This is a genomic window from Aquabacterium soli (assembly GCF_003933735.1).
Classification (GTDB): Bacteria; Pseudomonadota; Gammaproteobacteria; order Burkholderiales; family Burkholderiaceae_C; genus Aquabacterium; species Aquabacterium soli.
In genome coordinates, this window is record NZ_RSED01000027.1 from 33,436 (window position 1) to 55,995 (window position 22,560).

The 22,560-nt window shown below is 62.1% G+C and carries 16 protein-coding genes and 1 pseudogene; 10 read left to right on the forward strand and 7 right to left on the reverse strand.

Annotated elements, in window-relative coordinates:
- Positions 1-90: 90 nt before the first annotated feature.
- The 3 genes from EIP75_RS21885 (at position 91) to EIP75_RS21895 (ending at position 2,699) form a co-directional block, all read left to right on the forward strand.
- Positions 91-822 (forward strand): PEP-CTERM sorting domain-containing protein, encoded by a 732-nt coding sequence (locus tag EIP75_RS21885; protein ID WP_199758670.1) that lies wholly within the window; start codon positions 91-93, stop codon positions 820-822.
- Between the two features lie 78 nt (positions 823-900).
- Entirely contained in the window at positions 901-1,647 is a 747-nt protein-coding gene (locus EIP75_RS21890) for a PEP-CTERM sorting domain-containing protein (RefSeq protein ID WP_125245330.1), read from the forward strand.
- A gap of 74 nt (positions 1,648-1,721) precedes the next feature.
- The gene (locus tag EIP75_RS21895) at positions 1,722-2,699 is read left to right on the forward strand and encodes an OmpW/AlkL family protein (RefSeq protein ID WP_158622949.1); all 978 of its coding nucleotides are present in this window, start codon (positions 1,722-1,724) and stop codon (positions 2,697-2,699) included.
- A 4-nt stretch (positions 2,700-2,703) separates the two neighbouring features.
- On the opposite strand, the gene EIP75_RS21900 is transcribed toward EIP75_RS21895, so the two are convergent.
- Entirely contained in the window at positions 2,704-3,276 is a 573-nt protein-coding gene (locus tag EIP75_RS21900; protein WP_125245332.1) for a TetR/AcrR family transcriptional regulator, read from the reverse strand.
- A gap of 119 nt (positions 3,277-3,395) precedes the next feature.
- Here EIP75_RS21900 and fdxA point away from each other — a divergent pair, with 119 nt between their 5' ends.
- The 5 genes from fdxA (at position 3,396) to EIP75_RS21925 (ending at position 9,468) form a co-directional block, all read left to right on the forward strand.
- Positions 3,396-3,734: a ferredoxin FdxA gene (gene fdxA, locus EIP75_RS21905; RefSeq protein WP_125245333.1), complete on the forward strand. Its 339-nt coding sequence runs from the start codon at positions 3,396-3,398 to the stop codon at positions 3,732-3,734.
- Positions 3,724-4,740, forward strand: a complete 1,017-nt coding sequence (gene moaA / locus EIP75_RS21910; protein ID WP_199758673.1) for a GTP 3',8-cyclase MoaA — start codon at positions 3,724-3,726, stop codon at positions 4,738-4,740. The genes fdxA and moaA overlap by 11 nt, the downstream gene beginning before the upstream one ends.
- A 144-nt stretch (positions 4,741-4,884) precedes the next feature.
- Positions 4,885-5,856 (forward strand): metal-dependent hydrolase, encoded by a 972-nt coding sequence (locus EIP75_RS21915; protein WP_125245334.1) that lies wholly within the window; start codon positions 4,885-4,887, stop codon positions 5,854-5,856.
- Between the two features lie 95 nt (positions 5,857-5,951).
- The gene (locus EIP75_RS21920; RefSeq protein WP_125245335.1) at positions 5,952-7,058 is read left to right on the forward strand and encodes a helix-turn-helix domain-containing protein; all 1,107 of its coding nucleotides are present in this window, start codon (positions 5,952-5,954) and stop codon (positions 7,056-7,058) included.
- A gap of 31 nt (positions 7,059-7,089) precedes the next feature.
- Entirely contained in the window at positions 7,090-9,468 is a 2,379-nt protein-coding gene (locus tag EIP75_RS21925; RefSeq protein WP_125245336.1) for a molybdopterin-containing oxidoreductase family protein, read from the forward strand.
- A 22-nt stretch (positions 9,469-9,490) separates the two neighbouring features.
- Here EIP75_RS21925 and EIP75_RS21930 read toward each other — a convergent pair whose 3' ends face one another.
- On the reverse strand, positions 9,491-10,315 hold the full coding sequence (locus EIP75_RS21930; RefSeq protein WP_125245337.1) for a MipA/OmpV family protein: 825 nt from the start codon (positions 10,313-10,315) through the stop codon (positions 9,491-9,493).
- A gap of 188 nt (positions 10,316-10,503) precedes the next feature.
- Between EIP75_RS21930 and EIP75_RS21935 the strand changes: the two genes are divergently transcribed.
- Together EIP75_RS21935 and EIP75_RS21940 are read left to right on the forward strand one after the other, a co-directional pair.
- A complete protein-coding gene (locus EIP75_RS21935) occupies positions 10,504-11,385 on the forward strand; it encodes a metal-dependent hydrolase (RefSeq protein WP_158622950.1) in 882 nt (293 codons plus the stop codon).
- Between the two features lie 949 nt (positions 11,386-12,334).
- Positions 12,335-14,974, forward strand: coding sequence for an excinuclease ABC subunit UvrA (locus tag EIP75_RS21940; protein WP_125245339.1), 2,640 nt, complete (start codon positions 12,335-12,337; stop codon positions 14,972-14,974).
- Positions 14,975-15,020: 46 nt separating this feature from the next.
- Here the strand turns inward: EIP75_RS21940 and EIP75_RS21945 are convergent, their stop codons facing one another.
- From EIP75_RS21945 to EIP75_RS24920, 5 genes and pseudogenes are all read right to left on the reverse strand, one after another.
- Positions 15,021-16,844 (reverse strand): putative bifunctional diguanylate cyclase/phosphodiesterase, encoded by a 1,824-nt coding sequence (locus EIP75_RS21945; protein ID WP_158622951.1) that lies wholly within the window; start codon positions 16,842-16,844, stop codon positions 15,021-15,023.
- 304 nt (positions 16,845-17,148) lie between these two features.
- Positions 17,149-19,353 carry an ATP-binding protein gene (locus EIP75_RS21950; protein ID WP_158622952.1) on the reverse strand — a complete coding sequence of 735 codons (2,205 nt, stop codon included), beginning with the start codon at positions 19,351-19,353 and terminating at the stop codon, positions 17,149-17,151.
- A gap of 193 nt (positions 19,354-19,546) precedes the next feature.
- Positions 19,547-19,725, reverse strand: a pseudogene (locus EIP75_RS24745) (arsenical-resistance protein); the annotation flags it as partial.
- 88 nt (positions 19,726-19,813) lie between these two features.
- Positions 19,814-20,527, reverse strand: coding sequence for a PA4824 family protein (locus tag EIP75_RS21960; RefSeq protein ID WP_125245342.1), 714 nt, complete (start codon positions 20,525-20,527; stop codon positions 19,814-19,816).
- Positions 20,524-22,110, reverse strand: a complete 1,587-nt coding sequence (locus tag EIP75_RS24920; protein WP_125245343.1) for a methyl-accepting chemotaxis protein — start codon at positions 22,108-22,110, stop codon at positions 20,524-20,526. The genes EIP75_RS21960 and EIP75_RS24920 overlap by 4 nt, the downstream gene beginning before the upstream one ends.
- Positions 22,111-22,560 lie beyond the last annotated feature (450 nt).

Below are 22,560 nucleotides of genomic sequence, written 5' to 3' on the forward strand. Positions count from 1 at the left end.
CACCATGTGAAGCAGACGGCATGCAGGAGGGAACACAGTTTCCAACACGGCATGGCGTCGATCAGCAACCTTCAAGAAAGAGGATCAAACATGACCATCAAGCCGCTCAAGGCGCTGATGATCGCGGCAGTTGCCGCGGTCAGTTGCGCCGCCCAGGCCTCAGGACCTGGCTATACCTTCACGGACGGTGGAGCCGTCCTGACCTTCACCAGCGACTCGCTCGCGGCGCTCAACACCGCAGGCGTCGGCGTCACTGCCACGGCACCCGCCACATTCGACGGCGCCAAGATCACCATGACGTCCGATGATCCCCGGGTGATCTGGAACAGCAATTTCGACGTCACGTCGTTGACCGGCTTCGGCGGCTTCACCCTGACGTCGTCCACGACGAAAGGTGCCCAGGTGGTGTTGAGCAACATCTCGCTCGATACGGCCTCGGTGACGGTATACGCCGATGTGGTCACCTCTTCGTTCTCCAGCAACTTCGGCTCTTATCAAGGCAAGACGATTTCCAAGCTGGCCTTGTTCACTGGCACAGCCGCAGGCAGCACCAACATCCTGGCCTCGGGCGGCAATGTCAGCACGTCCATCGGGAACCTGAAGCTGACCGGCACGGCCATCCCCGAACTTGGCAATGCCCTGGGTGTTCCTACCTTCATTCAGCAGGCGCTGTTCCCGAGCATCAACTTCGGCACGATCGCGCTCAACGGCCAGTTCGCAGCCGTACCCAGTGTACCGGAGCCGTCCACCTTCGCCCTCATGGGCATGGGCGTGGGCCTGATCGCCCTGGTGCAAGCCCGGCGCCGCCGGCTGACCCGTTGACCATCGCTCTTTGACTTTCCTGTTACTCCACTACTCTTTTCGGCCGCGTCCTGCGGCCGTTTTTTTTAGAGGTGCCATATGGTTCGATACCTTTTCTCGGCTGCGGCCAGCGTTCTCGCTGCTGCCACGTTTCATGCCAGCGCGTGGTCCTCGCCGTTGACACTCAACACCTCCTGGCTGGATGCCAATGCGACGATGACGCTCAGCTCGACTGTGCTTCAGACATTGGCCGTCACTGGGATCCAAGTGTCTCCTGGCGGCAAGGCGAGCGCCATCAGCGACGGCGTCTTCAACCTCCCAGTATCCGAGGCCACGCTGGACATCAAGCTTCTGCCCCCCTCTCTGTCGATTCTGGAGGCCGAGGTCGCCGGTGTTTCTCTGGACTTCTTGAACACGCTCAACCAGTCGAAGGTCAGCCTTGCGAACCTGGCCATCGACTTCGGCAGCAAAATCGTGACAGGTGATGTCGTGACAGCGATGGGCTCGACCAGGGCGCCACTGCTCACATTCTCCGTGACGCAGCCCCTGACGTTCAACTTGAAGGGTGGTGTGTCTTTCCAACTGGGGCTGGGCAATCTGCACTTCACGGATGAAGGCGCTCAACGGTTCGCCGATGCGGTGCAGGTTCCGACATTCATGGTGCCCGTCCTGAAGCAACTCGACTTCGGCACGATCCAGACCACGGTGGTGCCCTGGTTCAGGAAGCCTGTCAGCGCGGTTCCCGAGCCGTCCACCAGCGCGCTGTGGATGGTTGGCGTCCTGGGCATGGTCCTCGCCCGGGCCGGGTCTCGCAAGTCCCGCAAAGGATTGGAAGGGGGCCTCTGATGCGCATACCCAGGGATCTGGTGTTCTTCGGATTCGCTTGCTGGGCCGCCGCCGGCACATACGCTCAGACCTCCGTGGAGAAAGCCGATGAGTTGCAGCTGAAGCCTGCTCAAAACATGTACTGGCGCATCGGGTACACCACCCTGAAGCCCAGCAACAAGAACGGCAACGCCACGGAACTCGGGCAGAGGGTCGTCAAGTACGGGGACGAATTCACGCCGGGCCTCGATCCTCAGTACGCGCAGGCACTTCAACTGTTGTCCAGCAGCATGGCGAGGGATCATCCATCTGATTATGAAAACCAAGGGCTGGGAATTCCTGACGGCGTGACGGTGAAAGCCAGGCAAGCCGGTGGGTTCACGGTCACGATGGGGCGCTACCTGGACGATGATCGACACTGGGCCATCGAAGCGTATGTCCTTGGCCAACCCTTTGATGTGTCTGCCCAAGGCGCTGGAAGGATTGGCGGCCAGGGAAGTGATGCAGTCAATCTTGGGAAGGTGCTGTCCACCAAGGCCCTGGGGCCCATTGCCTATGCGAAGTACATCGCCGGGAACAAGGACGCCTGGTTTCGGCCCTCCATTGGCATCGGCGGTTACTACTTCCTGTTCTTCGACACGAATGCTTCGAAATCGCTGGAGGACTACGCTGGCGGGCGTACCAGCATCAGCATCAAGAACGCCTACGGCCCGGCCAGCTTCCTGGGTGCAGACATCAAGATGGGCGATGGTTGGACATTGAATGCGACGCTGGGCCACATCTGGTTGCGCACCCAGGCCAAGGCGGTGACCGACGCGGATCCGAGCCGCACGGCGCTGAGCCCCGCGCTGGTCCAGGCCGCACGTGACATTGGCCCCAACACACTCACGGCGATCGAGATCATCAACGGCACGAAGTTCAATACACAGAATCTGGTGCCGGGGGTTGCCGGCCAGCTTGCCGCCGCCCGCAGTGGTGACAATCAGTCGCCCAGTCTGGGCAGGTACACACGGTCTTTCGATGCCAAGCTGAATCCCTGGCTATTGACGGTGAGCGTCGGCCGCGATTTCTGATCCCTCAGTCACTGCCTGGCTTTGACTGGAGCAGCGCGTCCACCCGCTTGCGATTCGCCCGGAGGATTTCGCGGCGCGTGGCCTCGGACTTGACCGAGCGAGCCAGGATGACGGCACCGACGCATTGGGCGATCACAGCCCAGGCGGCGTCCTGATCCTCGAGCTCTTCATTCCAGACGGCGTGCATTTCCTTGAGCCCGTCTTCGATGATGGATTTCACCTCGGCCGGAATGCGTGCCAATTCGGAGCCCAGGGCCGGGAGCACGCACCCAGCTTCCGGGTGCTGCGCGTGCGGGATGCTCAGGTAGGCCTTGGTGCGTTGGCTCATGGTCAAGCCCGCGTCCAGCGGCTGCGGCTTGAGCATCGACAGGCTGTATTGCATCTCTTCCCGGATGACCTCCTGCAACAAGGCCTGCTTGGAGGGGAAGTGACTGTAGAACGCCCCCGGCGTCAAGCCGATGGCGGACATCAGGGCTTCCACGCCCGTGGAATCGAACCCGCCCTTCTTGACCAGTGCACGGCTGCTGTCCAGCAGTTTGCGGCGTGTGTCTTCCTTGTGGCTTTTCGAGTAGCGCATGCGGATCCTTGACAGAGGGGGGCATCGTAACATAGCATCCATTTACTAAATGACCATTTTGTAAAGAGGCGGCGTTGTGGCGTGCCCCCGTGGATGCCCATTGAGCCGAGGAGACATCAATGACCTTTGTCGTGACAGACGCCTGCATTCAATGCAAATACACCGACTGCGTGGACGTATGCCCTGTGGACTGCTTCATGGAGGGCCCCAACTTCCTGGTCATTGATCCCAGCGGCTGCATCGATTGCGCGGTGTGTGTTCCTGAATGCCCGGTGGAGGCCATCTATGCCGAGGAGGACCTTCCACCAGGCCAGGAACACTTCCTGGGGCTCAATGCAGAGATCGCCGCGGCAGGCCAGTGGCCAGTCATCAACCAGAGAAAAGACCCGTTGCCGGAGCATGCCCGGTTCAAGGACCAGAAGGACAAGCTCTACCTGCTGGATCGTCATGGGGCCTGAACAAGGGGCTCGTGCATGGGCCGGGGCGGCGCAGCTGAAGGATGGCTTTGGCCGCGTCATCGACTACCTGCGCGTGTCCGTGACCGATCGCTGTGACATGCGTTGCAGCTACTGCATGCCGAAGGCGTTCAAGGGGTTTCAGGAGCCGGCCGCCTGGCTCAGCCACCAGGAGATGTGTCGCCTCGTGAGCCTGTTCGTCCGCCTGGGCATCAGCAAGGTTCGGCTCACCGGAGGAGAACCCTTGCTGCGCCGGAACCTGCCCGATCTGGTCCGAAGCATGTCCTCGCTGGCGGGCCTGGAAGACCTGTCGCTTTCGACCAATGGCGCTCACCTGGTTGCTCACGCCCATGCCTTGAAGGCCGCCGGGTTGCACCGGCTGAACATCAGCCTGGACACATTGACGCCGGAGAGATTCCACGAGATCACCCACCGCGACTGCCTGGAGGATGTGCTGGCGGGCATCCAGCTGGCACGGCAACTGGGCTTTCGGATGGTCAAGATCAACATGGTGCTGCAGGCCGGTGTCAATGACGATGAGGTCGACGACATGCTGCAGTTCGCGGTCAAGAATGGACTGGTGCTGCGCCTGATCGAAACCATGCCGGTCGGGCATGCGGATCTGGGAAAGACCGCTGTCGACGTGACGGCGATGGCCAGAAGGCTTGTCAAGAAGCATCACCTCATCCCGCACACCGAACCTGTCCGGACCGGCCCTGCGCAAAGTTGGCGCGTGCCGGGCAGTTCCGCCATGCTGGGCGTGATCACGCCCATGTCGCAGCACTTCTGCGCCGCGTGCAACAGGCTGAGGCTGGGGGTGGACGGGACGCTCTACCCGTGCCTTGGCCACAACGACGCAACGCCGCTGGGCCGGATGGTGAGGAGCGGTGCGTCGGATGCCGATCTGGCGGACGCGATCCGGCTGGCGGTGGCCAACAAGCCCGAACGCCACGAGTTTCATGAAAGGCCGGAGCGGGTCGTGCGGTTCATGTCGGCCACGGGCGGCTGATGAGCACTCCCTCCAGTCGCGGGTCGTCGAGCATTCTCATCTCATGCGCCTCTCATGCAATTGGCATATGCGGCATGAACTTGGCGGCAAGGATCAATTGAAAGCCGCTGTAATCAAGTTGTTGAAGCACAAGGACGTCACACCATGACCACTGACTTTGAAAGCGTCGAGATCAAGCCCCGTGAGCGGCTCGACTTCAAGCTGGACCAGGGATTGCCGCGCTTCTGGAATGGCGGTGATCCGTACAAGACACGCTTCTTCGACGCGATGTCCTTGACGTTCCCGATCGGTGAACGCTATTTCATCAGCACGGTCCGGGCCTACCGCGATGACATCAAGGATCCGAAGCTGGCCGCAGAGGTGAAGGACTTCATTCGCCAGGAGGCACAGCACGGCATGGTGCATGCTCAGTTCAATGACATGCTCGCCGAGCAGGGCATGGCGGTGCGCTGGACAGAGCGCTTTCTTGATCGCAAGTTCAAATGGCAGAGCCACCGTTGGTCCAAGGCGTTCAACCTGTCCTACACGGCGGCTGCAGAACACATGACGGCCATGATGTGCACCGCCTTTGTCCAGCGCCCGGACATATTCAAGAACGCTGATCAGCGCATGGCCGCCATCTATGCCTGGCATTCGATTGAAGAGATCGAACACAAGGCCGTGGCCTTCGACGTGTTGACCAAGGTCGCGAAGGCGAACTACTTCACGCGCATCGCAGGGCTGATCTATTTCAGCATCGAGTACCCCATCGGCAACTGGTGGGGTGTGAACCAGATGCTGAAGGCCGATGGTTTTGGTGCATGGGCACGGGCCAAGATGCTGCTGAAAGGGGCCTGGTGGCTGTACAAGCCGGGCGGCGTGTTCATGCCGGTCCTGGGCTATTACCTGTCGTACTTCAAGCCNCAACTGGTGGGGTGTGAACCAGATGCTGAAGGCCGATGGTTTTGGTGCATGGGCACGGGCCAAGATGCTGCTGAAAGGGGCCTGGTGGCTGTACAAGCCGGGCGGCGTGTTCATGCCGGTCCTGGGCTATTACCTGTCGTACTTCAAGCCCGGCTTCCATCCCTGGCAGCACAAGGAGATGCATCGCTACGAAGCCTGGGTGCAAGCCTATGAGAAGACGGGAGATCCCATCAAGGCGTCCGAGGTGTTCCAGGATCGCCCTTTGACCACGTGATGGCCGGCTTACCCCATACCCTGGAGGTGGCAACGTGGTATCCGAGCGCGTCCTCAGACATCTGACGTTTCCTGTGCAGTACCTGGAGATCGGCGAGTCCCTGGCCCGAGAAGGTGGACACGATCTTCAAGCGCTGTACCGGTACTGCGGCATCGACCTGCCAACGCCCTTCATGCCGTGGCAGACCATCAACGGCAAGCAGCTGCAGCTGGCATTGGCGTACTTCCTGAATATATGCCCGGCAGGCCGGCCCCCTTTGGTCATGTTCATGGAGCATTTTCCGTTGACGACCCACGGACCGATCGGCATGCTGGCCATCACCTCCGCGACGCTGGGCGAAGCCCTGCAAGGCGCGCTGACCTACGCGCCATTGGTCATGCCCGCCTTCGGCATGCGACGCCAGGACTTGGGTGGCGAAGTCCACACGATCGTGGAGCGGCGGCACGACTTCGGCGCTGTCAACGATTTCTTCACTGAAACGGTGGTGACTGCGCCTTTGAAGATCATGCCCTTCCTGACCGAGAAGATCGATGGCGCCTCGGTGCATCTCATGCACGGTCCCACCGGCGACCCGGCCGATTACGAGGCAGCCTTCGGATTGAAGTTTGTCTTCAATGCACGTCAGAACAAGTTCGTCCTGCCCGCGAAGGCGCTGGACATTCCACTGATCGCGCGCAGCCGGGCGTCTCATTTGTTGATGAAGGCCACGCTGGAGCAACAGTGCGTGGCCGCTCATGGTCTGAAACCCCTGACGCAGGAAGTCAGGAGACTGCTGCATGCGGCCCTTGTCCAGAAGCAGGTGCTGGACGCCGACAGGTTGGCGCAAGCCTTGGCCATGTCGCCACGAACCTTGAGCCGGCGCATCAAGGGCGAGGGCACAACCCTGCCACAGCTGCGCAGCGAGGTGGGCGTCGAATATGCCGAGATGCTGCTCCTGCAGACGGAAAGGCCGATTGCCCAGATCGCGCAGTTGGCCGGATTCGCCGACGCGGCCGCATTCTCACGCGCCTTCAAGCGCACCACGGGACAGACCCCATCGCTTTGGCGGCTAAGCCGAAAGGCCAGCGAGATCAGCTCGGTGGCTGCCTTGCTGACCCCGGTCCCTGAATCCACCACGCTGTCGTGCAAGGCAGCGCCCTGAAGCCCTTTTGAGAATCCTGCAGAGGCCACCTATGCCTGAGACAAGAACCATCATCAACGGTCCAGCCAGCGTGCCGGCCAATGCGAAGGACGTGCCGACCGTCTGTGTCTTCTGCACCCACAATTGCAGCCTGACGGTCGATGTCAAGGACAACGTGATCACGGCCATCAGGGGGGATGAGAGCAACCCCAACACCGGTGGCTACATGTGCAACAAGGCGCAGGCCATTCCAAATTACGTCAACCACGCGCAAAGGCTGGAGCACCCGCTCAAGCGCATGCCCGATGGGCAATACCAGAGGATCTCCTGGGATCAGGCCATCAGTGAAATTTCGGCGAAGCTCAACGGCATCCGCAAGAAGCACGCGCCGCGTGCCATCGCCATGTTCGGTCTGGGCGGGCAGGGCAATCACATGGATGCGTTCGGCGCCTTGCCGTTCATGTTCAGCATCAACTCTCCCATCTTCTTCAATGCGCTGGGCCAGGAGAAAACGCAACACGCCCTGGTGTGGCGGCACATGTACCGCGCGGGGCCGGACATCTACCTGCCGGCAGATGAGGCAAAGTCTGACTACGTGCTGGTGATGGGCACGAACCCGCTTGTCAGCAACCGGGGGCTGAAGCCGGTCGATGAATACAGGAAGCTGGCCTCCGATGCCGGCCGAAAACTCGTGGTGATCGACCCGAGGGTCTCGGAGACGGCCAAGAAGGCAGACCGCCACATTCGCGTGAAGCCGGGGGGCGATGCGTATCTGCTGATGGGGTTTGTGGCCACCATCCTTCAGGAAGGGCTGCAGGACAAGGCCTACATCGCAAGCCGGGTCAACGGCTTCGAGGAGTTGGCTGAAGGCTTCAAGGCTGTGGATCCCAGGAAGATGGCAGCGTATGCCGGGGTTAGCCACGACGACCTTGTCCTGACCGCCAGGGAGTTCGCTGCCGCCCCGTCGGCGTGCATCGCCTGGGATCTGGGCGTGGAGCACACCGTCAACTCGACCTTGAACTCCTACCTCATCAATGTGATGTTGTTGATCACGGGCAACGCGGGGCGGGAGAAGGGCAATCTGTTTGTTCAGCAGTTCGGGCCGAGAGGCCTCTATCTGGAGAAGCAGGCCAAGGCGCTGGTCTCCGGCATCGGTGCGATTCCCTTCATCCTGCCTGTGGGGATGTTTTCGCCCAACCTGGTGGCCGAAGAGATCCAGAACAAGCACCCCGACCGCATCAGGGCGCTGATCGTGGATTCCACGAACCCATTGGTGAGCTACGCCGATACCAAGGCCTTGAAGGCCGCGTTCGAAGAGCTCGAACTGATGGTGGTGATTGAAGTGGCGATGACTGAAACGGCGCGGGTGGCCGACTATGTGCTGCCTGCGCCCGTGGGCTATGAGAAGTGGGAATATGCGACGTTTCCCCACCTGCACTTCACGCCGCAGCTCCGGCCCCCCGTGGTGAAAGGGCCGCAGGAAGCCTTGCCCGAGCAGGAGATCTATTACCGGCTCACCCGTGCCATGGGGCTCGTCCCCAAAGCCCCCGGCGTATTGCACCTGCTCGCCAGGAAGGCAAGGTCACCTTTGGGTGCGCCTGTCTACCTGGGCGCACTGTCCGCGCTGGCCGCCGTGCGCGGCGGGGGCCTCTACCCGATCCTCGGGCGCATCATGACCTGGTTGTACGAGACCTTGGGCACCACCTTGCCTTCGCCGGCGCTGGCGCCGCTGTGGCTGCTCTGCCAGGGTTATGCGCTCACGCACCGGAAGGCCCTGAACAGGGCCATGCCAGAGGCCCGCGGCCACAAGAACCCTTTCGCGGCGGGCGAACTGGTCTTCAAGGAACTGCTGGCTCATCCGGAGGGTTTCCTGGCCGGGGAGCTGCCCATCGAAGACAACTTCAAGGTGGGTTGCCGTCATCCCGACCGAAAGGCCAGGATCTACCATGCACAGTGGGTGGCCGACATCCAGAAGCTCGCTGCGACGTCTCCTTCGCAGCAGGATCCGTCCTATCCCTTCGTGCTCAACGGGGGGTTGCGCACGGGCTGGACTGCCAACACCATTGTCAGGGACCCTGCGTGGCGCAAGGGCAAGGGCCCGCATTGTGCCGTGCTGATGCACCCCAGCGATGCAGCCTCGCTGGGGGTGGCTGACGGCGCCATGGTTCGGCTGGAAACCAGGCGGGGCCATTTGGTGGGGCCCGCAAAGTTCGATGCCAATACCGCCATGGGCCACCTTCAGATCCCGAACGGCTTTGGGGTGGAGTACCCCGACCCGGTGACGGGTAAGCTGACGCCGGTCGGCATGCTCGTCAATTCGATCGTGGACATCAAGGACCGGGACCCCTACACCGGTATTCCTCATACCAAGTACATCAGGTGCCGTGTCGTGGCGTCTGACGAGTTGTCCCTGCAGAAGGTGCCAGCCTGAAATTCTGCCGGACTGAACGGTGTCAGTCCACGGCGCGTGCATCGGACCGCTTCAGCGTGTAGATCAACCCCACCCCCACGCTCGCCCCGTTCGTGCGCCGCACCAGGGGGCTGTCGTCGTTCGCCGCCCCAGCCACGCTCTCCAGCCGAAGGAATCCAAAGACACGCATGTCTGGCGTCAACTGGCGCGATAGCGATGTTTTCAGCCGCCATGAGATCAGCCCGCTGCTGGCGTCGTAGGCTGGGCGGTCTGCCAGGGCATCCTCCGGCTTCACCTCGTAGTAGGTTTCGCCAAGCCGTCTGTCACCGAGCAGCGCGCTGAAGCCCACGCCGTAGCTCCAGCCCGTTCGGTCGCGATGATGAAGGCTGATCTCTGGTTCGAGGCTCATGCCCCGATGGCGACCAAGGTCGCGTACCTCGAACACCCCGCGCACGGGCAACTCGAAGGTGATGCGGTGCGACGCCTCGCGGCCGTTCAGATACCACCGCGCCACGGGGCCGAACTCCACCAGGGTCGGCAGACGGTCCATGCCTTCGCGGGCCTTCAGCGGCTTGCTGCCGGAGCTGAGGGAGCCCGAGAGTGACAAGTCGAGCTCGAAATCGTCTGTGCGGATGGCGCGCAGGCCTGTCCCATCGGCATCCGAGCGCAAGCGCTTTCCGCGGTAGACCACGTACGGCAAGGCCACGGCCTTGTTGACCTGCTCATCCGCCCCGGGGTAGGCCAGCTGCGAAATGCCACCGCCCCCGACGCCGATTTCCCAAAGCGGCAACTCGGAGGGCTTGACCGGGTCTTCAGCACGCACGCCGGTGCAGAGGATGGCAAGACTGGCAAGGAGGATGTGTTTCATGGTTGATGCTCGTCGATCCACCTGGAAATGTAGTCGGTTGCTGTCACGTTCTGTGGACAAGGCCTGACGCCACCTTGACGCGCAGCCTGCCCCCTTGTCGCCCAGGGTGCCTCACGGGCGCGCTGCTTGCTCCTAAGATGGAGCCAAATCAATCTGGTGCTCCGAGAGGCCAGTCACAGGAGACAGACATGAGCCAACAAGCCCTGCACAACGCCAAGGAACTCGTTGCCCGCGAGAAACTCGATTTCGGCCTGGACGGCGAGCTGCCCCGCTGGTGGTATGAGAACAACCCGTACAAATCGCGCCTGATCGACGCCTTGCAGGCGGCATTTCCGGATGGTGAGCGCTACTTCATCTCGTGCGTGCGCAACTTCCGCGAGCAGACCACCGACCCGAAGTTGTTGGCAGAAATCAAGACCTTCATCCGCCAGGAAGGCCAGCACGGCATCGTGCACTCCAAGTACAACCAGCGCCTGCGCGAGCAGGGCATGGACATCGATGCCATCGTGGATTTCATCAACGCCAATAACGAGCTGCACACCAAGCGCTTCTCGAAGGAATACAACCTGGCGTTGACGGCGGCCTTCGAGCACTTCACGGCCATGCTGGCCGAGATCTTCTTCGTCGAGAAGCGGACCATGGCCAACGCCGACCCCAAGCTGCGCGCCATGATGGCCTGGCATGCGGTGGAAGAGATGGAACACAAGGCTGTGGCCTACGACGTGATGCAGCAGGTGGCCAAGGTGGGCTACTTCAAGCGCTGTCTGGCCATGGCCCACGTGACCTTGTTCCTGAGCTACCTGACCATTCGCTTCACCAACCGCCTGCTCAAGAACGACGGGTTCTCGTTCGGCAAGCGCATGTGGATGATGGCCAAGTGCCGCTGGTGGCTGTTCGGTTACAAGGGCATCATCTCCAGCCATCTGGGGAGCTTGTTGGCCTACTTCAAGCCTGGGTTCCATCCTTGGCAGCAGGAGGCCATCCACAACTACGACGCCTGGGTTGAGGCTTATGAGCGCACGGGTGATCCGATGGTTGCTGGGGCGGCGCTTTATCAGGCTGCGCACTGAGCGCTGCCAGCATAGGGAGCACCGAAAGGTGCCTGATATTCCAAGCCCCGCAATAGCGGGGCTTTTTTATACTCGTGTGAGTCTGGCGGCCCAGATGCCCCCTAAAAGAAGGGGAGCCGCTTTGGATCCCGCAATCGCATGCAGGCATCTCTCATTGGGCTAAGTGCACGCGGCGCGACGGCCGCATTGACCTGCCCGGCAAAAATCTTGAACACAGCAGAGGCGCTGTGAGGTTCTAACGCCATATATCCCCTTGGACATCCAATCCAAAGTCCAAGTTCAGTGCTTCGGGCGACTGCCGCGCCTCATCAAGTCATTGGTGCGTCAAGGGCTAAGATACATTTTTCGAGAGAGAAACGGGACTCCCGCCCTCCCCGCCGAATATGAACTAATCCCTTGATTTCAAAGGCTTTTTTCTTTTCGTCGCCATGGGTTCGAAGTGATTGAAACCGGACGCCCAACTTTCACTTCTCTGATGACTACGACGTCCACCGACTTCCAGTCAGCACTGTCAGCGCCTGAGCCAGCCTCGTCTCCCGCGCTTTACACGCCAAGCGTCAGTAAAGCCAGTGGACTTCAGCACCAAGTTGCGCAAGTTTCAGCCCCTTGTTCTGCAGCACCATTGCGCACATCGTGAACCATGGCGCTTGCCGCCCCGTTCGGGTGGCACTTCTCCAACGTCGAGGGCATGGCATGAATGAGCAACTGGAAAAGGCCTTCGCTGAGGATGGCGATGTGCTGTTCGATCAGTCTTGCCGTGGCGTACTGCGCCATTAGCCAAGCGAGAGCATGAACGCCGAAGACGAACTGCTAGGCCACTTGCCGGCCTCATGGTCTGTAGGCCCTCTCTCGCAAGGCTATGCTGTTTTCATGACGCAATCAGTCTGGCGACCCAAGCAAAGCCCTGTGCGGATGGACAGGATGGCAGGCAGCACATCGCGCTAAGCCTATGTCCAGACGAACTAAGCTCCACGCTGCCGTCCTAGACCGATTCATCCGGGTGCGAGGCGCCCGTGAGCACAACCTCCGCGATGTCGATGTCGACATCCCACGCGATGCACTGGTAGTGTTTTCTGGCGTATCGGGCTCGGGCAAATCCTCCTTGGCCTTCGGTACGCTCTACGCGGAAGCTCAGCGCCGCTACTTCGAGTCGGTGGCGCCCTATGCGCGGCGGCTGATCGATCAGGTCGGCGTGCCGGCCGTGGACAGCATCGAAGGCTTGCCGCCCGCCGTGGCGCTGCAGCAGCAGCGTGGCACACCCAGCACGCGCTCGTCGGTGGGCAGCGTCACCACGCTGTCGAGCCTGCTGCGCTTGCTGTACTCCCGCGCCGGGCATTACCCGCCCAGCCAGCCCATGCTGTATGCCGAGGATTTCTCACCCAACACGCCGCAGGGGGCCTGCCCGCACTGCCATGGGCTGGGTCGGGTGTACGAGGTCACCGAAGCGACGATGGTGCCTGACGACTCGCTCACCATTCGCGAGCGCGCCATCGCTTCATGGCCGCCCGCCTGGCACGGGCAGAACCTGCGCGACATCCTGGTCACCTTGGGCTACGACGTCGACAAGCCTTGGCGCCAGTTGTCACGCAAGGACCGCGATTGGATTCTTTATACCGACGAGACGCCCACCGTGCCGGTGTACGCGGGCTTCACCCCTGCAGAGACGCGTGCGGCGCTCCGCCGCAAGGCAGAGCCCAGCTACATGGGCACGTTCACCAGCGCGCGCAACTACGTGCTGCACACCTTCGCCACCACGCAAAGCGCTTTGATGAAAAGGCGCGTGTCGCGCTACATGGCGGGCACCTCGTGCCCCGTGTGCGAAGGCAGGCGGCTCAAGCGCGAGGCATTGTCGGTAACGTTTGCCGGCGTGGACATCGGCGCGCTGTCGCAACTGCCGCTCGACCACGTGGCAGCGCTTTTGGCGCCCGCAGCGCAAGGCCAGTTCGAGGCGACAAAGGACACGCAGACACTCAGCCGCAAGGCTGCGCGGGCCGACACGGCCCGGCGCGTGGCGGCAGGCGGTTCGGCCCATACCGCCTCGTCGGATGTGCGCCGCACGCCCTATCTGTCGGAAGAAAAGCGCATTGCCGCGCAGCGCATCGCCGAAGATGTGTGCTCGCGCATCGCCACCTTGCAGGGCCTGGGCCTGGGCTACTTGTCGCTGGACCGGAGCACGCCCACGCTGTCGCCTGGCGAGCTGCAGCGCCTGCGCCTGGCCACACAGATCCGCTCCAATCTTTTCGGCGTGGTTTACGTACTCGATGAGCCCTCGGCTGGCCTGCATCCCGCCGACAACGAGGCCCTGTTGCAGGCGCTCGATCAACTCAAGCGTGCTGGCAACTCGATCTTCGTGGTGGAACATGATCTGGCGGTGATGCGGGCAGCCGACTGGATCATCGACGTCGGACCATTGGCGGGCGAACTGGGCGGCGAGGTGCTCTACAGCGGGCCACCGCGAGGCCTGCGCGAGGTGGCGGCGTCGCAGACGGCCAAGGCCCTGTTCGCCCCTCCCGAAGCCGCGAGTCGCACCCTGCGCGCACCGAAAGGCTGGCTCGAATTGCGCGGCATCGAACGCAACAACCTGCGCGGCATCGACGCGCGCTTTCCTTTGGGTACCTTCACCGCAGTCACGGGCGTGTCGGGCTCAGGCAAGTCGAGCCTGGTCAGCCAGGCATTGGTCGAGCTGGTAGGCGAGCACCTGGGGCAGGAGCCCGCGGCGGCACCTGATGGCGACGAAGCGGACATCGACATGGTGGTCCCCACGGGTGGCCATCTGCATGCCGGTGCCGAGCACCTCAAGCGGCTGGTGACGGTTGATCAAAAACCCATCGGCCGCACGCCGCGCTCCAATCTCGCGACATACACGGGACTCTTCGATCATGTCCGGCGCCTCTTCGCCGCCACGCCTGAGGCCCGGGCGAAGCGCTTCGATGCCGGGCGTTTCAGCTTCAACGTGGCCAAGGGCCGGTGCGACACCTGTGAAGGCGAAGGCTTCGTGAGCGTGGAGCTGCTTTTCATGCCCAGCGTCTATGCGCCTTGCCCCATCTGCCATGGCGCGCGCTACAACGCAGACACGCTGAAGGTGTCGCTGCGTGGAAAATCCATCGCGGACGTGCTGCACATGACTGTCGAAGAAGCGCGTGCCTTTTTCGAAGACGAGCCCAGCTTGCGCAGGCCGCTCACCCTGCTCGCGGACATCGGGCTGGGCTATCTGAGGCTGGGGCAGCCCGCCACGGAGTTGTCAGGCGGGGAGGCGCAGCGTATCAAGCTGGCCACCGAGTTGCAGCGGCAGCAGCGAGGCGACACGCTGTACGTGCTCGACGAGCCCACCACGGGTCTTCACCCGGCAGACGTTGCACGGCTGATGGTGCAGCTTCATGGCCTTGTAGATGCGGGGAACACCGTGGTGGTGGTCGAGCACGACATGAGCGTGGTGGTCCAGAGTGATTGGGTGATCGATGTAGGGCCCGGGGCAGGAGCCGAAGGTGGCTGCATCGTCGCGGAGGGTGCTCCCGAGCTTGTGGCCAAGTCCCGGCATGGCCGGACCGCGCCATACCTGCGAATGCATGCCTTCCCGGATCACGGTTAGCACCGGCCTGACGCGGGCCGGTGGAGGGCTTGCGGCCTGGCTGCGGTCAGCCCTGCAGCTCGGCTGGTTGTTCGAGCTTGTACAAGGGAAGCTTCACCAAAGCATCGAACGACATTGGCTTGCCGAGCAGGAAGCCCTGCAGCAGCTCGCACCCACGGGCCAGGAGCCAATCGAGCTGTTCGCGGCTCTCTACGCCCTCGGCCACGCACACCATGCCCAGCCGGTTGCCAAGACCGAGCATGGTCTCGACCAGCATCTGTCCGTTGGCTGTGTCCAATGAACTGATGAAGGAGCGGTCCAGCTTCAGTTTGGTCGCCGGCAAGGTCTGCAGGCGGGCCAAGGACGAGTAACCGGTTCCGAAGTCGTCAATCGCGATGGAAAATCCCGCCTCGGACAGGGTTCGAAGCTGCTCCTCGCTGCGCTTTTCCCGGGAGGACATCACGCTGGATTCGGTCACTTCGAGTTCCAGGTCATGGGGCTCAAGGCCTTTTGCCCGAATCACGCGCTTGATGCCTTCGACAAGATCGGGCTCTTCCAGCTCCTGCGGCGACACGTTGACCGCGATGTAGCGCAGCATCAAGCCATGGCGGCGAAGTTTGACCAGGTCCGTGCACGCCTTCTCAAGCACCTGCTGCCCTAGCCTGCGGATGACGCCCGCCTCTTCCGCCAGTCTGATGAACACTTCAGGGCTGATCGCGCCGAGCCTGGGATGCTGCCACCGGGCGAGGGCCTCCGCGGCCACGGGCTCGCCATTGCTGTCGAAGCAAGGCTGGTAGACGACGTCGATGTCCTTGCGCTCGATGGCCTTGAGCAGGTCCTTGCGAAGTTCGTAGTCGGCACGAACCGCATCGTCATGCGACTTGTCGAACACAGCGCAGGCCGTGCCTTCATGCCGCTTTGCCGCGTACATGGCCACATCGGCACGCCGCTGGATCTCGGTCGCCGTGATGGCGCTGTCGATGGAGGCCGCGCCGACGCTGGCGGAGATGTCGAATGCCATGCCGTCGTACAGCACAGGCCTTGCGAAGGCACCGCTGGCCAAGGCAAAGAGTTCGTCAACAGTCCTCTTGCTCTGCCTGCAGGTCACGAGAATGCTGAACTCATCGCCGCCCAGCCGGGCCACGCTGGCGAAACCGTTGAAAGCGGCCGCAAGGCGGTTGCCTATGACCTCGATGACCTGATCGCCCGCCGCATGTCCGTACTGGTCATTGATCTGCTTGAAGCCGTTCAAATCGATGAAGAGCAGCCAACCGCATGCATCTGTGCGCAGGCAGGCCAATTGCAGCGCGCTCGTGAAGGCACTTCGGTTGAACAGGCCGGTCAGGGGGTCGGTGGTGGCGGCACGCGTGACTTCCTCTCGCCACCGCACGGCCTTTCTGCGGTGCCCGCGCGTCGAGGCCTCCCACAGCAGAAAGCCAACCAACTGCGCGGTCAGCAGGATGGACAGGTCTCGCGCCAGGTCCTGGTAGACGTCTGCGGCAGAGAGGCAAACGTGGGCTGTTCGGGCCGGGCCGCTGTTAGACGATGCCGATGCGCAGCTCGCCGAGTCGCCGAGCCATTGCAGCGCCGGGGTGACGCTCGGTGCGCGAGACAGCTGCTGACACTGGCGTTCGTAGCAGGCTTCGACCGATAACAAGTTCTCGAAGTTGCGCTGCATGGCGCGCAGGTTCTCTGCCGGCATCGCTTGCCCCTTCGCGCCGATTGACTCCACCAACATGGTGGCCACCGACCTGGCTTGTGTTCCGTTGCGCGTGAACCCATAGTGAAGACTGGACAGAGACAGGACGAGCGAGGTGATGATGGCAGTGAGGACAAACGGCAGTCCATGCGCCTTGCCCATGGCGCTGTGGTCAGCAAGCGGATAAGACATGACTTCGGTGGGTACCCTGGCGCACGACATGGATGCCATTCGCCAAGCGCGCACCTACTCCCCGGCCAGGCTGCGCGCGAGCCTGTGCCATCGCAAGCGGGCCGAACTGCCGCGCCGGTCTTGGCCGCACTGAACTGCATGGAAGGCGGCTATTGCTCCCAGCACGAAGGTGTGGACGGAGCGTGAGTGGGCTGGAACACCGCGAAGTGGACAGTCCGCTCTCCCAGCATTGTCCAATTTGCGGGTTAACCCGAACTCTCAAAATAGCTCGCGAGGATAACGAATTTCCCTCTTTTGAGGAAGCTCACCCCTTTAATGCAGGGGTGATATCGGCTCCCGCGGCCTGCTGCAATGCACGAGCGAGGTCGTTGAGGTCATAGGGCTTGCGCAGCACCACCACGTCGGTCTCGGGAGACTGAGCGCTGTAACCCGTCGCCAGGACGACCGGAATGGGCGGCTGAAGCGTCTGGCACCATTCGGCCAGATCGAATCCGGTGATCGCGCCAGGCATCACCACATCGCTGAAGACGACGTCGAATCGCTCACCTTGCGTGATGAGTTCCTTGGCCTTTTCCGCATTGAGGCAGTGGGTTGCGCAGTGTCCCATCCCCTCGATGGCCGACAGGACCACCGAGGCCACCAGGCTGTCGTCCTCCACCATCAGCACGCGCAGCGGCCGTCCCGCTGCCACCGCTCCTGTGCTGGCGCTTGCGCTGGCAGTTGGCACCGCTGTTGTCGACGGCAGGATCAATTGGACGTTGGTGCCCCGCCCCTGTTCGCTGACGATGTGTGCATCGCCACCAGATTGCCTGGCGAACGATAAGACCTGGGCCAGGCCCAGCCCGGACCCGGAGCCCACGGGCTTCGTTGTGAAATACGGATCGAACGCTTTTCGCAAGGTCGATGCGTCCATTCCTGGCCCGTTGTCGCTGACGTCGATCTGGACAAAGGCGCTTTGAGCGGGCGAAGCGCTGCTCAATCCGTTCACGGCAAGGAAGGCATGGATCTTGATCTCCCCACGCCCCTGCATCGCGTCTCGCGCATTGAAGATCAGATTCAGCAGCGCGAGCTCCAGCTGGCTCGGGTCAACGAACACGGCGGGCAGGCCCGGTGCCACATTGGCATGGATGTTGATGTTCGTTCCGGCCGCCTTGCCCGCCAGATCGCACACTTTCAGCAAAAAGTCATTGATGTTGACGGCTGCAGGTTGCAGTTTCTGGGCTCGCCCGAAAGCGAGCATCTGTTTCACTAGGTCGGCAGCTTTCCCTGTGGCGCGTGTCGCGGCGTCGAGCATCCTGCGAGGCGGCCCTTCCGGCGTGGTGGCGACCATCAGGTGGAGCGCCGCGGAGATTGTCTGAAGCAGGTTGTTGAAGTCATGCGCCACACCGCCGGCCAGCCGGCCCAAAGCCTCTCGCTTCTGCGCATCGGCCAGCCTTTGCTGCACCTCGGCCGTGCGGGCGACGGCGTCATTGACCTTGGCCTCCAGGACATCGGCTGATTCCTTGATGCGGACACCAGCGTCCCGAAGAGCGCGAGCGACCCTGTCGGCCTCGCTGATGCCGGTCTTCAGGAGTTGGGGGACCCGTTCCTGCCCAAGTTCTTCGGCCGCCTCTTCGAGCGCCAGGAGCGGCTCACTGACACTGCGTGCAACGTAGAGGGCCAGCAACAAACTCAGTCCCAGAAGGGTGGCCGCCAAGCCGATTGCCTTGACCGCAGCATGACGCGCTTCGTGGTCGAGCGTCTCCTGAGGCAACGCCACGATCGTGTACCAGCCGTGACGGTTCGGCAAGCTCAAATACGTCAGCGCAGGCACCTTGTCCAAGGTGATGCTGGGCTCGAAGCCATCCCTACCGGCCAGGGCCCTTTGCTTCATGTCGACAGTGGCCTCCCTCCCTAGCCAAGCATGATGATCCTTGCTCCTGGCCATCACCTTCAGGTCCTTGTCCACGATCGACACGATGGCGCCATGAGATGGAGACAGCTTCGAAATTGCACTGTTCAATACGGCAGGATCGAAAGCGACGACCACGTTGAAGTCGACCGGCGTGATCGCCTGGGCGGCAATCACGCCGATCAGAGGCTGCTTCACAAGCGGACCACTGCGATCGAAGTAGGACGCCTCACCACTGGTCAACCATAGCGCAAGCTCTGGCACAGGCACCGCGAGCAGGGGGTCATAAGGGAACCGCGTGTTGAGCACTTGTCGCCCGGGACGATAAAGTGCAACCCAACTGTCCATCCCTTTTGTGGCGAGAGAGGCTTCAATGTAGAAGCGGGCCAGGTCGTTGAGTTGAAGCGCAGTCGAAGCGCTGAGCGTTCGGGCCATCACGAACCGTTTGTCCAGTTCGCGCTCGACGATGCTGTTCAGACCGTCTGCCAGGCGCCGCACATCCTGCAGCGCTGAACTTTTCAGCTCCACATACTCCGACCGGGCAACGAGCCCGATGGCTATGGCGGACGGCAGCCATGCCGCAAACACTAGCCATAACAGTCGGGTTCTGATCTTCACGGTTGCTCGGATATCCTGGGGGTTCATCAGGGTACCACTGCGGTCAGCCGGCGCGTGTGTGAGGTGGCCGCCGTGAGAAGCCAGATGGATCAGCGCCAGTGCGCATTCAATCAGGCTTGAACGACTGGACCAGGGTGGCCGCGCTCAACGAGAATCTTGATGTGTCCGATATCACGGGCCTGCGGATCTCTCGGTACCAAACTTTGCTTTGGTTTGCGACGCACGACCGGCAACATGAACGGACCTCAATCAGAACACCCACGACTGTCGCCGACGCGGCCGCGACTGGATCCCAAAGAGGCTGATGGCGGCGGCCACGGCCAGCTCGAAGAAGTGGCTCGCGCCGATGAGTGCTGGCGGACGAGACACGTTGCGCGCCCCTCAAGCCTGCGATTGAGTCAGTAGGCCACCACAGATTGAACAACACCTGGATGAGGACGTGATCTAAAACCGATGCGTCTCAAAAGCCGAGCGTTGCCGTGAGGGCGGTCACTGTTCCACGCGGGCCCTCGAACTGCCTTGTGGCGGCAATACCAAGCACGAAATGCTTGCAAGCACTCCAGCGCAAGCCGAGCGCGGCCGAGGGCTGGTCGGTCTCGACGCCAAATGTCTCGGCAGTCAAATCCACCTTGCTGCTCAGCGCCTTTTCCAGCGCCAAGGCCCACGAGAGCCTTGTGCTGTGTGACGGCCGGTCATGGTTGATGCCAAGATTCGCGTGCGCCAGCCACCCTTCGGCAAGCTGTTTGCTGGCCACCAGGGCAAGCAGCCATCCATGCGCTTTGGGGGGTACATCAGGAGACTTGTCTGCGAGCACAGCCCAGGCGACGGCGTATCCAGCCTCGGCGCCATCTCGCTGCCGAAGACTCGTCTTGCCGGCAAAGGCCCACAGGGTGGCCGGGTCGCCCTCGCCTCCATTCGATCGGCCCAGGCCGACAGCCAGCTCCGTGTCCAGACCGACGCCGCACCCCACCTGGGTTGTCCATGCCGTGGAGGACGGCGCCACGTGCTGACGCGCCCGGGTCCAGCCAGTCTCCCATTCGCATTCATGCAAGGCCTTGACGTCAGCGTCATCGGTCGCCAGAGGCTGGCCGGCGAATGCAGTGAGTGCAGTAGAGGCCATCAGCGTGGCGAACAGCAAGGTGCCGATAGAACGCGCCCTTGGTCGCCAGTTCACGTGGCGGCCCCGGCTGGCTGCAACTGGAAGACGGACACCGCCTGCACGAGGCGGCTGGCCTGTGCCTTGAGGCTTTCGGCCGCGGCCGCGCTTTCTTCGACCAACGCGGCATTCTGCTGGGTGACCTGGTCCATCCTTGTGATCGCATCACCCACGAGGTGGACGCCACCACTCTGCTCCCGGTTCGCGGTGCTGATTTCGGCCACAAGAGTGCTGACACGTTCGATCGATGCCACGATCTCGGACATCGTCGAGCCTGCGTGATTCACCAACGAGGCGCCTTGCTCCACGTGTTCCACGCTGCTGTTGATCAGCGACTTGATTTCTTTGGCGGCACCTGCGCTGCGCTGCGCGAGGCTGCGAACCTCCGCAGCCACGACCGCAAAACCACGCCCCTGTTCACCGGCACGGGCGGCTTCCACGGCAGCGTTCAATGCCAGGATGTTCGTCTGAAATGCGATGCCGTCAATGACACCGATGATGTCAGCGATGCGGCGTGAACTCTCGTGGATCTCCTTCATGGTGCCGACCGCGCGCCCCACGACCTCACCACCTTGACGAGCCACGGCCGTGGCGTTGGCTGCCAGGCTGTCCGCCTCGGCCGCGCTGGCTGCATTGTGCTGAACGGTGGCACCTAGTTCTTCCATCGACGAGGCTGTCTGCTGGAGCTCGCTGGCTTGCTGTTCGGTGCGCATCGACAGGTCCGCATTGCCTTGCGCGATCTGTGCGCTTGCAGTGGCGACGCTTTCGGCATTGCTGCGCACGTCGGCCACCACGTCCCTCAGGCTGGTTTGCATTGCGGCAAGCGATGAAAGCAGGCTTTCTGTGTCACCGTCGCGCACTGGCACATGGATGGTCAGGTCGCCTTGGGCTACAGATCGTGCCACGTCCATGGCTGTCGTGGGCTCGCCACCGATCTGCCCGGTGAGGTGGCGGGTGAGCACGGTCGCGATGACGACGAGGATCAATGCTGACGTGGAGAGGATGCCCCACAGCAGCGCATGAGCGAAGCTGCCGGTCTCTTTCGCCTGTGCATGCACCTGGGCGACGGCTGAGTTGTTGAACTCCATGAGCGCGTCGATGGAGTCGCCCAGGCTTTTGAACGCAGCGCCCCCCTGCGTGGTGCTCATGTCCAGCGCGGCTTCCAGCTTCGCAGGGTCACCCGACCGAGCCTTCGCATCGGTGTCGCGAACCATGGCTTGAAACCTTTCGGTGGCGCTTTGCATAGCCACGAAGAGCTTCCGCTCGTCGCCACCGACGACGAGCCTGTCGTAAGCGGCTATGTGCTTCTTCAGTTCGGCCAGTTGGGTATCGAGCGCGGGCGATGAACCGTCGATCGCGGCTTTTCCCTGTGTCTGCACGACCTGCATCTGGTAGATGCGCAGATTGTCTACGGCGTCATTGATGTCGCCGATGATGGTGAGGCTGGGCAACGCATCTTCGGCAAGAGAAATCTCCATGGCGCTCAGGCCGTTCAGCCCGTACAGGGCCGATGCAGCGATGCAGGCGGCTGTACCTAGGCCGGCGCCGGCCAGCAACAGCAGGCGTGTGCGCAGCTTCAATCGATTAAGGAAATTGTTCATGGGGGGCGAGGGGCCTGAGAATGGCAGACACACATCGGCTCCACACTGGTTGAGCTTGAGGTTACGCGGCGTAACAATCCCAGGCTCGTGATTTTTGAGCGTTTTGCTTAAGCTGCTGCCTCTTGGAGGCGGGGACCTTGAAATTCACCCTCTAGGTGTCCTGAACGTGGTGGACCAACGAGGGGCCGTGACCGGATGCACGCTGTGCTGCCAGTCCCCACGAGCGACGCCCTCCATCTATAAATGGAGCGTGGGGGCACTTCCGGCTGAAGCCTGCAGCGTTCGTTGGGGGTAAGGCCTGAACCGCAGCAGCGCGGGGTTGCCCAGTGAGACGCCAGCGATCGTTTCAAAGTCAGGCACATCCCGATGCCATCCGAGGGGCGTTCTACAATCGTACTGAGTGATCAGCACCTGCACCAACTGTTCTGGTGATCTGATCCCCTCAAACCG

Coding starts and splice junctions, on each gene's coding strand:
- EIP75_RS21885 (WP_199758670.1), top strand. CDS start 91: ATGACCATCAAGCCGCTCAAGGCGCTGATGATCGCGGCAGTTGCCGCG.
- EIP75_RS21890 (WP_125245330.1), top strand. CDS start 901: ATGGTTCGATACCTTTTCTCGGCTGCGGCCAGCGTTCTCGCTGCTGCC.
- EIP75_RS21900 (WP_125245332.1), bottom strand. CDS start 3,276: ATGCGCTACTCGAAAAGCCACAAGGAAGACACACGCCGCAAACTGCTG.
- fdxA (WP_125245333.1), top strand. CDS start 3,396: ATGACCTTTGTCGTGACAGACGCCTGCATTCAATGCAAATACACCGAC.
- moaA (WP_199758673.1), top strand. CDS start 3,724: ATGGGGCCTGAACAAGGGGCTCGTGCATGGGCCGGGGCGGCGCAGCTG.
- EIP75_RS21925 (WP_125245336.1), top strand. CDS start 7,090: ATGCCTGAGACAAGAACCATCATCAACGGTCCAGCCAGCGTGCCGGCC.
- EIP75_RS21930 (WP_125245337.1), bottom strand. CDS start 10,315: ATGAAACACATCCTCCTTGCCAGTCTTGCCATCCTCTGCACCGGCGTG.
- EIP75_RS21935 (WP_158622950.1), top strand. CDS start 10,504: ATGAGCCAACAAGCCCTGCACAACGCCAAGGAACTCGTTGCCCGCGAG.
- EIP75_RS21940 (WP_125245339.1), top strand. CDS start 12,335: ATGTCCAGACGAACTAAGCTCCACGCTGCCGTCCTAGACCGATTCATC.
- EIP75_RS21945 (WP_158622951.1), bottom strand. CDS start 16,844: ATGTCTTATCCGCTTGCTGACCACAGCGCCATGGGCAAGGCGCATGGA.
- EIP75_RS24920 (WP_125245343.1), bottom strand. CDS start 22,110: ATGAACAATTTCCTTAATCGATTGAAGCTGCGCACACGCCTGCTGTTG.